Here is a 13,026-nt window from a genome sequence, read left to right as displayed (position 1 = left end):
CGGAAAGTCCGGGGAAATCCGGATTCAGGGGCTGGTATCCTGCGGCGGCGGCTCGGCCGGTTCCGGATCTTTCGGCGGTGCGTCAGACAGCCGGAACAGATTGCGGAAAATGCCGGGCGTCAGGGCCGTCAGCGGATTCACTGTGACCACCGGCTTCTCAAGCGGGCCGGCGACCGAGAATTCCGATGCAAGGAACCCCTCGCCTTCTCCGCCTGTGAGCAGAGTCCCGATCAGCGGAATCGCGCCGATAATCTCGTTCAACACATAAGCCGGGACCAGCATGCCGTTCAGAGCCATCTGATCCTGCACCCGGTCGACCGAGCCGGATGCCGAGATACCGAGCGCCGCCCCCTGCGCCAGCAGCTGCTCCAGGACCAGCCGCTCCTCGGAAACATGCATGCCGAGATCGAGGCGGGAGAAATTAATACCACGGCCCTGAACAAAGGCAGGCAGCCCGGTGATGGAGGCGGCACTGAGCAATTGCGCCATGACAGGAGCATCGATCAGGTTGAAATCGAGCACCGACAGGGAGACATTCCAGCCCATATGGCCGTCCCGTTCCTCGCGAAAACCCGATGCGGCGAGCTTCCCCCCCATAATGGAGTCGAACCCTTTGAACGATTTCATCATGTTCCCGGCATTTTCGGTGCTGACGTCGAAATGCGGACTGTCTCCAATTGTCGAATAGTTCAGATCGACAGGCTCGGTTCCGAGCAGTCCATTTGCCGCAAGGGTCAGACTACCGGCGCCGTCATCTTCCAGCAGCAGCGTGACATCGCGCATCGCATCGAGCTCTCCGATCAGCACCTGATCGACCCGTGCATTCACCACGAGTGGCAGGTTTATGTCTGTCGACGTTCCGTCGAACCGGTCGACGAGCGGGCGCAGGTCGGCAAACGGACCGCTGATGTCCGCGGTATAACCACCAGCTCCATCGGCCGCGACCACTCCGGACAGGTCGGTCTTGCCCAGTTGCAACCGTTCGACCGTGAGCCGGCTGGGCTGTTTCGTCTGCTCGGAAAACTCGACCGAACCGGACGCGGCGAGATCTGCGGTCGCGACCTGAAACCGCTCGATTGAGACCAGGGCATCGTTCCGCGTCTGCAGCCTGGCCCGCAATGTACCGGCGGCGCCGGCCGGCTTTTCCCAGGCCAGCTCCCCGATCTCGAGTTCGGTATTCTGCAGGCCGATGACGAGATCAACCGTCGCCTCGCTGGCGCTCGTTTCCTCGATGGTCGCGTCCAGTTCCACCTCTCCATCCGCAAAACGGCGGATGTCGAATCCCAGATCAGCCAGCTTGTCCGTATCGGGGCGAACGATGACATGAGTTCGGCGGCGGATCGCGGCTTCCTTATCAAAGGATTGCAGGAAGCCGAGCTGCATCGGCAGCCCGGACAGCGCGCCGCTGCCATCCAGCAACATGCCGTTATTGTCGAGCTTCAGGGACATTTCCCCCTGCTCGAACGGCAGGCGGGTCGTTCTCGTGGGCAACGAGACCTGCGAAAGCTGCCCCTCCGCCGACAGATCGACCATGTCGAACGTCATCACCCGGAGCAGCGGCATCTCAAAATGCATCCGCCCATCTGCCCGACCGGTGACCTCGTCCGGCGAAAGGCCCAAGGCCTGTGCATAGCCGAAAGGCTGTGTATCGAGCACCCGGAGAATATCCGATATCGGTCCCTCGATATCGGCATCGATCGTCGCGTAATCGTCGCTGACGGTATGGATGCCGGTGAGCGAGACCTTCGCCCCTTTCAGCGTGATGCCGTCCAGACGCCCGGTTGTTACCGTCGCATCGAGACGCTTTTCGGTGATATGCAACGTGCCGCCAACCTTGAGCGCCGGGGGCAGCGGCGGCAGGTAATGCACAGTGACATCCTCGAACGCCACATCGGCGTCAACCGCGACATCCCTGAACCGGGTCTCCGCAACAACATCCATACGACCGGAAATCCGCGCAGTAATTTCCGTAATTGTCCCGTCCCGCAGGTTCCCGGTGGTCCAGCCGCGCGCTATCTCGAACAGTTCCGACGGCCAGTAATCCTTGATGTTGTCCACCGGGAGGTCGGTAATCTTCGCCGAGAGTTCCAGTGCGGGGTTGCTCAAATCCTTTAAAGATCCCTGCAACATGGCAACCATGCCGCTCTTCTCGAGAACGAAATTGCGCAACGCCACAGTATCTTCACGGCCGTCGTAACCGATCTGGAAGCGCAGGCTATCGTAGGCCAAAGGACCCGACAGCACGGAATCAACGGATATTTCCCCGTTGGTCGCCGTCGCAATCACATCAATGCTTTCGAGTGCGCGAAAATCCTGCAAGGCAAAGGCGATGCTGCCACTGAGCCTGCTCGATACCGTGAAATCGACAGGCATCTCGGGAAGCCGGGAAAGAACAAGATCGGGTGTCAGACCCTGGAACAGCACGGCACCGTCGAGCCTGCGGCTGCGGTAGAAATAGTTGCCGTCGCCCCTGATCTCGACACTCTCGCCGCCAACCGCGAGATCGGCCCGCGCTTCAACGCGCCAGCCATCGCGTTCGCGCTCGAACGTCCCGTCAAGCCCCGACAACCTGACATTGCCCATTTGCCCGGCATCATCCTTTACACGAACAGTGGCGCGTCTCAGTGAAAATCGCTCAAGCCGTTCCAGACCGGCCAAGCCCTGCTGTCCTCCCTTCGGAGGTTCCTGCAGTACTGAAAACAGGTTCCCGGCATCCGCATCGTCGCCGGATGGCGCCGCGCCATAGAGCGCATAGGAACCGTCGGCCCGCCGTTCCAGATTGAGCACCGGCTGATCAACCGCAATGTGGACCGGCGCAATCTCGCCAAGCAGAAGCTGGGGGCCGGACAGGGCGATATCAGCAGACGGAGCGAACAGAATGAGGCCGCCGGACTGATTGTTCAGCCGCAGGCTGGTCACCCGGATCTCGAATAACCGGCTCCAGCCGCGCCATTCCATGCTGAGATCGCCGATCGTCGCTGTCCCGCGTTCGGCCGGGATCAAGGCTTCCGCAACCCGCGACTTCATAAATTCAAGCGATACCGGCTGCGTGCTCGCGCGCCAGAACACCAGGGCCGCAAGCACGACGATACCGGCAAAGATCGCGGCCGCGATTTCGAGGGCTATCTTGGTGGTTCTTATCAGCACGCGGGGCACTCTTGGCTCAAGGTTGTTCCGCTTATCATAGGGTATGCCGACTGGCGACGCTAAAGACGGCAAATCACCGGGTATGAGGTGATCCGGCCGCCTGTCCGGTTGACGTTCGCTCTGACCGTGCGCACCCTTCACCAAATTTAATCAGGCTGGGGGTTTCGGTGTTTCTGGACCAAATAGAGCATTTTCCGGAAATCACGGATAGCGAAGCGGCCCGCGTCGGCCTTGAACGTTGGCAGGAACAGCCCGGCGTGCTTTCCGACCAGGTCCTTGCCGACCGGGCAGGGTCCATAGCGGGACATCGGAACGGCAGACGTCTGTTGCAAGGACTCTTTGCAAACAGCCCCTATCTGACCCAGCTGATGATCCGGGATATCGAATTCGCCGTTTCCCTGCTCGAAGACGGCCCGGACCAAACCGAAACCCGTCTGCTGCAGGATGCCGCCGCCCTCGACCCGGCAAGTCTGAAAACGCCCGAACTGATGACCGCGTTGCGCGTCCTGAAACGCCACTATTCGCTGACCACAGCCATTGCCGACATCACCCGGGCCTGGCCACTCGAAAGGGTAACCGGCGCCCTGAGCGACCTTGCCGACATCGCCATTGCCGCCTCCTGGCGTCATGCCCTTCAGCAGGAAATCAGCGCCGGGCGCCTCCCGGCCAGCGAGGGAGACGACATTCTCGACGGGTCCGGCCTGATCTGTCTCGGCATGGGCAAGCTCGGTGCGCGCGAGCTGAACTATTCAAGCGACATCGACCTGATCGTGTTCTTCGACAACGAAATCCCCCGCTATCGGGATGTCGAGGAACTGCAGAAGCATTTTGTGAGCATGACCCGGCTGGTTGTCAGGCTTCTCGAAGAGCGAACGGCTGATGGATATGTTTTTCGCACGGACCTGCGGCTGCGCCCCGACGCGAGCGCCATGCCCCTCGCCGTCTCCACCGCCGCTGCGGAGATCTATTACGAAAGCCAGGGCCAGAACTGGGAACGTGCCGCGCTGATCAAAGCCCGCGCCATCGGCTCCGACAAGAACGCGGCGGCAGATTTCATGACCCGGATACGGCCCTTCGTCTGGCGCAAGCATCTGGATTTCGCGGCCATCGAGGACATCCACTCGATCAAGCGGCAGATCGCGGCCCACAAGGGCGGCACCAAAATCAATGTCGAGGGACATAATGTGAAGCTCGGCCGCGGCGGTATTCGCGAGATCGAGTTCTTCGTACAAACCCAGCAGTTGATCTGGGGCGGCCGCGACGCCCGCCTGCGCGGCATGAAAACCAGCGAGGGCATGGAGGCGCTCGTCCAGCTCGGCCGCGTGAAGCAGGACGTGGCCAAGGCAATGATGGAAGCCTATCGCTTCCTGCGCACGGTCGAACACCGTCTGCAGATGGTAAATGACGCGCAGACCCACTCCCTGCCCGAGACGACCGACGGACTGGCCCGCATTTCCGGTTTCCTCGGCATCGCCGATACGGACCGGTTCCGCCGCGAGTTGATCCATCAGCTCTCCACCGTCGCCTATCACTATGGCCATCTGTTCGAGGAAAGCGCGCCGCTTTCTTCCGGCGACGAGATCGAGGGCAGCCTCGTCTTTACCGGGGTCGAAAACGATCCCGAGACCTTGAAAACGTTGCGGGGCATGGGATTTGGAGATCCTGATTCCGTCGCCACCCGGATCCGGGCCTGGCACCACGGCCGCTACCGGGCGACGCGCAGCGAACGGTCGCGGCAGATCCTGACGGAGATCGCCCCGGCGCTGTTGTCTTCCTTCGGACAGGCGCCAGAACCGGACGAGGCCTTCAAGCGGTTCGACCGGTTCCTGGAAGGCCTGCCCGCCGGCGTCCAGCTGTTCTCCCTTTTCCAGGCAAATCCCCCCCTGCTGAACATGCTGGCCGACATCATGGGCATGGCACCGTCACTGGCCCGTCAGCTCGGTCTGCATCCCTCGCTGTTCGAAGGCGTGCTGACCCATGACCCCTCCACACGCCTGGGCGACAGAGCCAACCTTGAGGCGGAGTTGGAGCGCGATCTGGAGCAGGCGCGCTATTACGAGGACGTTCTCGACATTGCCCGGCGCTGGATCAATGACCAGCGCTTCCTTGTCGGCATCCAGGTCATGCAGGGGCGGGTTCCGGCCTCCCGCGCCGCCATCTGCCTCTCCGACATCGTCGATGCCGGCATATCCGTGTTGCTGCCCAGGGTCGAGGCCGAGTTCGCGAAGCTGCATGGACGAATCCCCGATTGCCCGCTGCCGGCGCTTGCCGTCATCGCCTACGGCAAGCTCGGCGCGCGGGAAATATCGGCCGGCTCCGACCTCGATCTGGTTTTTCTCTATGACGCCCCCTTCGATGCCGAGTCGGACGGGCAGAAGCCGCTGCATGCCAGCACCTATTTCACGCGGCTTGGCCAGCGGTTGCTGGCGGCCCTGACGGCGCAGACCGCCGAGGGCGGACTGTTCGAGGTCGACATGAGACTTCGCCCGAACGGCAACAAGGGCACCATGGTGCCGAACTTCGAGGGCTTCGCGAAGTACCACCGCGAGCAGGCCTGGACATGGGAGCGGATGGCGATGTCCAGAGCCAGGGTCATTGCCGCGTCTCCCGCCCTGGCCAAAAAACTCGATGCCCTATTCAAGGAACTGCTCTGCGCCCCCCGCGATCCGGACAGTCTGTTGCGCGAGGTCGCCGTCATGCGGGAGCGGATCGCCAAGGAACATGCCAGCACCTCCCATTGGCAGATCAAACACTGGAGAGGCGGGCTGGTGGATCTGGAATTCATGGCGCAATATCTGTTGCTGAAGCATTGCGGGGATCATCCGGATCTGATCACCGGCAATACGGCGGACCTGTTCGAGCGGCTGGCCGCGAAAAAGCTGATGACGTCCGACCTGGCCGACCGGTTGTCCGCGACGACCCGGTTGTGGCGGGCGATCCAGTGGATCCTGCGCCTCACCGTGGACGAAAAATTCGATCCAGAGACGGCCCCAGAGGCTCTCAAGGCGCGGCTGGCGAAAGTTGCGGGCGTCGATGTTTTCGAAGACCTCGACAGGATCATCGAGAAACGCGGCAGCGAGGTACGCAGTACTTTCAACAGCCTGATCGTGGAACCGGCGGCGGCACTTCCCGCGACGGAACCGACCGCGCCAAAGTAAGCCGGGACATGGTTGCGGGCCCGACTGTCCTCCTGTACCAAGATCACAAGATCTTGGCGCCAATGATGCGCAGACCCACCAGACTTGGACCTTTTTCCCGATGATGCATGCCGTTCGCCCGGACCCTGAGAGCGAGAAATACCGCGTTCTGAAAGGCATATTCGGGTTCGACGGTTTCCGGCCGGGCCAGGAAGTGGTGGTCGACGCGATTCTGAGCGGACGGAACGCGCTCGCGGTGATGCCGACAGGCTCGGGAAAGTCGCTCTGTTTTCAGCTCCCGGCCCTGGTGCGCGGCGGCCTGACCGTCGTGGTCTCGCCGCTGGTCGCCCTGATGCAGGATCAGGTCGCTGCCCTTAAGCTGGCGGGTGTGCGCGCCGCGACCATCAATTCGGCAAAAGACCGGGCAGAAAATGTCGCGATCTGGCGCAGTGTCGCCGCCGGCGAAATCGACCTGCTCTATCTCTCGCCGGAACGGCTGATGACGGAGCGGATGCTGAGCGCCATCGGCAAGTTGCCACTTTCCTTCCTGGTGGTCGACGAGGCGCATTGCATCTCGCAATGGGGTGCCTCCTTCCGCCCGGAATATGACGCTCTCGCCCGGCTGCGGGACATTTTCCCGAACGTGCCGATCGCCGCTTTCACAGCCACCGCAGATCAGGTTACCCGCCTCGATATCGCCGAAAAGCTGTTTCGCAGCGATGCGGAAATGTTCGTGCATGGCTTCGACCGGCCGAATATCCGGCTCGACGTCACACTGCGCTCCGACTGGAAACGCCAGGTGCTGGATTTCATTGGACTGCACGAGGGCGAAAGCGGCGTGATCTATTGCCTGTCCCGGAAGAAAACCGAGGAGACCGCTACCTTCCTGCGGGAAAAGGGCCTCAACGCCCTGCCCTACCATGCCGGACTGGCCAAGGAGGAACGGGACCGCAACCAGGACATCTTCATGTCCGACAGCGGCGTCATTATGGTCGCCACCATTGCTTTCGGCATGGGAATCGACAAGCCGGACGTGCGCTTCGTGCTGCATACGGACATGCCGGGCAGCGTCGAGGCCTATTATCAGGAATTCGGCCGCGCCGGACGCGATGGCGCGCCCGCACGCGCCCTGATGCTCTACGGCCTCGACGATATCCGCATGCGGCGGATGTTCATCGACCAGGAGCACGAGGACGGAGACAGGCGGCGGCGCGAGCACAAGCGGCTCGACGCGCTGATCGCCTATTGCGAGGCGGCGGAATGCCGGCGCCAGTCCCTGCTGCGCTATTTCGGCGAGGAATCCGAACCCTGCGGCAATTGCGATGCCTGCCTGGAGCCGATGGATCTTGTGGACGGCAGCGAGGAAGCCGTTCTGGCGCTGAAAACCATCCAGGCCACGGGCCAGCGCTTCGGTACCGTGCATATCGTCGACGTGTTGCGCGGCGGTAATACGGAGCGCATCCGGAAATTCGGTCATGACAAGGTCGCGACCTATGGCAGCGGCACCGCGCACAACGCGAAGGACTGGCAATCACTGATCCGCCAGCTCGTCGCCAACGGGTTCCTGACCCTTGATATACAAGGCTTCGGCGGTCTGTCCGTCAGCGACAAGGGTGAGGCTCTGCTGCGTGGCGAGTTGCCCTTCCGCTATCGCCGCGACAGCCTGCGCCGCGAGCGCCAGAGCAAGACCGCCCGCTCCACCGGCGTTCCGACCGAGACCATGAGCGACCCGGAGTTGAAACTGTTCAAGGCCCTGAAGCAGCTCCGCTCGGAAATCGCCCGGGAAGGCAACGTGCCGGCCTATGTGGTCTTCACCGACCGCAGCCTGGCGGACATGGCCGCCAAACGCCCGACCTGCAAGGAAAGTTTCGCCTCGGTTCATGGTGTTGGCCAGGCGAAACTGGAGAAGTTCGCCGCCCCCTTCATCGACCTGATCCTGAAGCAGGACAAAACCTGATCCGGCGGCAGGTCTCCGTTTGGATTTCGGCCCTGCGGCCTGCTATCTAGAGAGGTCGGTTCACCTCCCCGGTCTACGGAGTGCCTGAGTGCCCGCCACTGCGTCCGAAAGAGCATCGCGCGTTTTCACACATATCCTGAAATATGTTCTGCCTCTCGTGGCGGGAGCCTCCACGTTTGCAGCCTTCGAGCTCGGCGCCGATCGCCTGATCGGCGACCTGCAGGATCCGGTGATGGCCGGCCTGATGTTCGCGTGGCTGTTCGGCGCCATGCTCTGGGGGGCTTTCGGTGTCGTCCGGCACGCGGACCGGCTGGCAGAAGCCCTGGGCGAACCCTATGGCACACTGGTCCTGACACTGGCTGTCGTCGGCATCGAGGTGGCGCTGATCGCCGCCGTCATGCTGACCGGAGAGGCGGCGCCGACGCTGGCCCGCGATACCATGTTCGCGGTGCTGATGATGGTCCTGAACGGGCTGGCGGGCGCATCCCTGCTACTCGGCGGCCTGCGCCACGGGCAACAGGATTACAACCTGCCCGGGGCCCGCGCCTTCATCGCCGTCCTGCTGCCTCTCGCCGTCTTCGCCCTGGTGCTGCCGAACTTCACGACATCGACGCCGAACCCGACCTTCGACCCATATCAGGCAGCGTTCTTTGCCTGCGTCACCGTCCTGCTCTATGCCGTTTTCCTCGGCATCCAGACCACCCGGCACCGGACATTCTTCGAGGAACCGGAAGTCTCGGGCGATGGAGAGGCCGCAGCGGATGCATTCCATCCGGACCAGGTTCTGGAGCGAAAGCCGACAGCCGGCTTCCACGCGGCATTTCTGATCCTGACACTGATCCCCATCATTCTGCTGGCGGAAAGACTGGCCAAGATCGTCGATTTCGGAATCGTCGAGGTTGCCGCCCCTCCGGCCATCGGCGGCGTCATCATCGCGCTGCTGGTATTGATGCCGGAAGGCCTCGCCGCCCTTCGGGCCGCACGGGCAAACCGGCTGCAACGGTCGGTAAACCTGCTGCTCGGCGCGGCCCTCTCGACCATCGGCCTGACCGTACCGGCAGCACTCGCCATCAGCCTTGTCATCGCGCAGCCGATCACCCTCGGCCTCGATGATACCTCCATGGTGATGCTGTTTCTCACCTTGCTCATGAGCAGCATGACATTCGGCGGCATCCGCACCAGCGTGCTCCAGGGAGCGGTGCATCTGGTTCTGTTCTTCGCCTATCTGATGCTGATCTTCAGCCCATGATCGAGCACCCCGGCTTGACCATGGCGTTCGCTGCGCCAGTTAACTCAACAACCTCGTAATTTCCCATTTCCTGGAGACGCTTCAATGGTCGATGTCGGCGACAAGGCACCTGATTTCAGCATGGCAACAGACGGCGGCGGTACCGTCTCGCTCGCGGACCTCAAGGGCAGGAAAGTGGTGGTCTACTTCTATCCGAAGGACGACACGCCCGGCTGTACCAAGGAAGCCTGCGCATTCCGCGACGCCATGCCTGATTTTTCCGGCATCGATGCCGTGATCATCGGTGTTTCTAAGGACCCGGTCGCCAAGCATGACAAGTTCAAGGCCAAGTACGACCTGCCCTTCACGCTTGCCTCCGACGAGGAGAGCGATATCTGCGAGCGGTTCGGCGTCTGGGTCGAAAAGAACATGTATGGCAGGAAATACATGGGTATCGAGCGGGCGACCTTCCTGATCGACGGAGACGGTATCGTGCGCGATGTCTGGCGCAAGGTGAAGGTGCCTGGACATGCCGACGCGGTGCTGGCGGCGGTCAAAGCTCTCTAATCCGCAAAATCTCACCGGGTCTAATCCGGGGAATATTCTCCGGCACAACTCTTGCTTGTTTATGCACCATGAACTCGGTGCTCACAAACCCACCCGCGATGACGGCACTCAGAAACCTGTCGTTCATCCAGCGCTCCAAGGACATGGTGCAGAACCATGTCTCCACCGGACTGCGCGTAACAGGTGCCGTCGAGGACGCGTCGAACTTTACCATTGCGCAGGGTGTCAGGACCGAGATCCGAGCAATCGATGCCGTCATCACGGGGCTGAACAACGCCAAGGGCGTCGCCACAGTCGGTATTGCCGGGGCGACCGCCGTCTCCGAACTGATGGCCGACATCCGCGCGAAGATCACCGAAGGCGCCAATCCGGGCAATACCGCCCAACAGCAGCAGATTCTTCAGAACGATTATGCGGAAATGGTCGCGCAGTTCCGGCAAATCCTGGAGAACTCGACCTTCAACGGCGAGAATATCCTGATTGAGGTGGCGATCCCCTTCAACCTCGCTGTCGGCACCGTGAACGACATCAACGTTCTCTCGAATGTCAATGGCGGCACCCTGACGGTCCGGGGCCAGCGCCTCGATGTGAGCTACGCCCGCCTCAACAATGAGGATATCAGCAGCTCGGCAAATGCCCTCACCGCGCTGGGCGTCTGGGAAACGGAAATGACCAATATCGGCACTGCTCTCGGTGAGCTCGGCGCCGATATGCGTGCCCTCAATCTGCAGACCGAGTTCCTGGAAAGCCAGCGCGACGCGGTTGAGGAAGGCCTGGGCAATATCGTCGACGCGAACATGGCCCGCGAGAGCGCCCGGCTGACTGCTTTCCAGGTACAGGAACAGCTTGCCGTCCAGACCCTTGGCCTCGCCAACCAGCGCCCGCAGACTTTACTCGGCCTGTTCCAGTAAAACGCACGCCCTACAGCACCTTCACAAGGCGCAATGCATCATAGATCGCCGCGTGGGTATTCCGCGCCGCCACGGCGTCGCCGATACGGAATAGCTGAAAGCTGCCTGCAGCATTTCGAATGACATCCTGGGGCCGGCCATCGATAAGAGACTGGTAATCCACCTCTCCAAGATTGCTGGAGCCCGGACGGAGATCGAAATAAATGTCATCATGCGGACGGGTGCCGTGATTGACGACAACCTGATCGACCTGCCGTTCCCGCGTGACCCCGCCATAATCGCTGCCGACCATGGCCAGCAGCCCGTTACCCTCGCGCCGCACCGCGTCCAGGCGCCAGGTCACGGTGAAGGTCACATCCTGCTTCTGCAGCTCCCGCATCGACGGTGTCAGGGACATCGCCATGACCTCGGACGCGAAGCTCCGGTCCCGGGTCATGATCTCGGTCTTCGCCCCAGTCGCGGCGATCTTCTCGGCGGCCTGAAGCCCCGCATAGTCGCCGGCATCATCGTAAATCAGAACGTTCAGGCCCGGCTGAACATCTCCGGACAGGATATCCCAGGCCGAGACCACCAATTCGTTACCCTCCCCCAGGATATCCGTATGGGGCAGCCCGCCGGTCGCCACGATCACCGCATCCGGGTTTTCGGCGCGCACCATCGCCTCATCGGCGAAGCTATTGAAATGAAAGGCCACACCCATTCGGGAGCATTCCTGGAAACGCCAGTCGATCAGCGAGATCATCTCCTGCCGCCGTGGTGTCAGCGCGGTAAGGCGAACCTGCCCTCCCGGATCGTTCGCCGCTTCATGCACGATCACCTCATGCCCCCGGGCGGCCGCGACACGCGCGGCCTCCAGTCCGGCCGGACCAGCTCCGATCACGACAATGCGGCGGGTTTTGTCCGCTTTCGGAATATCGTGCGGCTGTTCCAGTTCCCGCCCCGTCGCCGGGTTATGCAGGCAGAGCGCCATGCCGCCCTGATAGATTCGGTCGAGACAGTAATTCGCTCCGACGCACGGGCGGATACGGTCCTCCTCCCCGCGCAGGATCTTGGCGACGATATGCGGGTCGGCCATATGGGCACGGGTCATGCCGACCATGTCGAGCTTGCCGCTGGCGATCGCATGGCGCGCCGTCGCGACATCCTGGATCTTCGAGGCGTGGAATGTCGGGAACTTCGTCTCCGCCCGGATTTCCCCCGCGAAATCGAGATGCGGCGCGCTTTTCATGCCCTGCACCGGGATCAGGTCGGTCAGGGCTGCATCCGTATCGATATGCCCCCGCACGACATTGAGGAAATCCACCAGCCCGCTATCCTTCAGGCGGCGTGAGATCTCCATCCCGTCGTCCCTGGTCAGCCCGCCCGGCAGGCATTCGTCGCCCGAATAGCGGATGCCCACGATGAAATCATCGCCGACTCTCTTGCGGATCGCCCGCAGCGTGTCGAAGGCGAAGCGCAAACGATTGTCCAGACTGCCGCCATAGGGGCCGTCGAGGGTGTTGGTCAGCGGGGACCAGAACTGATCCATGAAATGGCCGTAGGACTCGAGCTCGATCCCGTCGACACCGGCCTGCTGCATCCGTTCGGCAGCGTCGACATAATCCTCGATGATCCGGGCGACATCCCAGTCCTCGACCTTCTTCGGAAATGCCTTGTGCGAAGGCTCGCGCTCATGACTGGCCGAGACGACAGGCAGCCAGTCGGCCTTGTCCCAGCGGGTGCGGCGGCCGAGATGGGTCAGCTGGATCATCACCGCGCAGCCATGATCGTGACACTCGTCCGTCAACGCCCGCATCCAGCCGACGACCTCGTCCTTCCAGGCCAGGATGTTGTTGAACACCGGCGGGCTGTCCCGCGAGACCGAAGCAGAGCCCGCCGTCATCGTCAGCGCCACCCCGGCCTTTGCCCGCTCCACATGATAGGCCCGGTACCGGTCCTTCGGCATCCCGTCCTCGGGATAGGCCGGCTCATGCGAGGTGATCATCAGCCGGTTTTTCAGCGTCAGATGTTTCAGGGTGTAAGGCTGGAAAAGCGGGTCGACGGACATGAGAGCCTCCTGCGTTTCCAGAATGCTCCGGC

Annotated in this window: 7 protein-coding genes; 5 read left to right on the top strand and 2 right to left on the bottom strand. The window is 62.1% G+C overall.

Annotation, left to right across the window (positions count from 1 at the left end):
- Positions 1-24 precede the first annotated feature (24 nt).
- Entirely contained in the window at positions 25-3,147 is a 3,123-nt protein-coding gene (locus RH950_RS05390) for a YhdP family protein (protein ID WP_350054474.1), read from the bottom strand.
- Positions 3,148-3,314: 167 nt separating this feature from the next.
- Here RH950_RS05390 and RH950_RS05385 point away from each other — a divergent pair, with 167 nt between their 5' ends.
- The 5 genes from RH950_RS05385 (at position 3,315) to RH950_RS05365 (ending at position 10,947) form a co-directional block, all read left to right on the top strand.
- Positions 3,315-6,305, top strand: a complete 2,991-nt coding sequence (locus tag RH950_RS05385) for a bifunctional [glutamine synthetase] adenylyltransferase/[glutamine synthetase]-adenylyl-L-tyrosine phosphorylase (protein WP_350054472.1) — start codon at positions 3,315-3,317, stop codon at positions 6,303-6,305.
- 100 nt (positions 6,306-6,405) lie between these two features.
- Positions 6,406-8,241: a DNA helicase RecQ gene (gene recQ, locus RH950_RS05380; protein ID WP_350054470.1), complete on the top strand. Its 1,836-nt coding sequence runs from the start codon at positions 6,406-6,408 to the stop codon at positions 8,239-8,241.
- Between the two features lie 88 nt (positions 8,242-8,329).
- On the top strand, positions 8,330-9,490 hold the full coding sequence (locus RH950_RS05375; protein ID WP_350054468.1) for a calcium:cation antiporter: 1,161 nt from the start codon (positions 8,330-8,332) through the stop codon (positions 9,488-9,490).
- An 84-nt stretch (positions 9,491-9,574) separates the two neighbouring features.
- Positions 9,575-10,036, top strand: a complete 462-nt coding sequence (gene bcp / locus RH950_RS05370) for a thioredoxin-dependent thiol peroxidase (RefSeq protein WP_350054466.1) — start codon at positions 9,575-9,577, stop codon at positions 10,034-10,036.
- Positions 10,037-10,104: 68 nt separating this feature from the next.
- Positions 10,105-10,947, top strand: a complete 843-nt coding sequence (locus tag RH950_RS05365; RefSeq protein ID WP_350054464.1) for a flagellin — start codon at positions 10,105-10,107, stop codon at positions 10,945-10,947.
- Positions 10,948-10,957: 10 nt separating this feature from the next.
- Here RH950_RS05365 and RH950_RS05360 read toward each other — a convergent pair whose 3' ends face one another.
- Positions 10,958-12,994 (bottom strand): oxidoreductase, encoded by a 2,037-nt coding sequence (locus RH950_RS05360; RefSeq protein WP_350054462.1) that lies wholly within the window; start codon positions 12,992-12,994, stop codon positions 10,958-10,960.
- Positions 12,995-13,026: the final 32 nt, after the last annotated feature.

The sequence above is a fragment of the Nisaea sp. genome (assembly GCF_040217065.1).
Lineage (GTDB): Bacteria > Pseudomonadota > Alphaproteobacteria > Thalassobaculales > Thalassobaculaceae > Nisaea.
This window is presented reverse-complemented; position numbering and strand designations above follow the sequence as displayed.

Bases quoted from the DNA above. Each gene is read 5' to 3' on its own strand.
- RH950_RS05365 (WP_350054464.1), top strand. From the start codon at position 10,105: ATGAACTCGGTGCTCACAAACCCACCCGCGATGACGGCACTCAGAAAC.
- RH950_RS05360 (WP_350054462.1), bottom strand. From the start codon at position 12,994: ATGTCCGTCGACCCGCTTTTCCAGCCTTACACCCTGAAACATCTGACG.
- bcp (WP_350054466.1), top strand. From the start codon at position 9,575: ATGGTCGATGTCGGCGACAAGGCACCTGATTTCAGCATGGCAACAGAC.
- recQ (WP_350054470.1), top strand. From the start codon at position 6,406: ATGATGCATGCCGTTCGCCCGGACCCTGAGAGCGAGAAATACCGCGTT.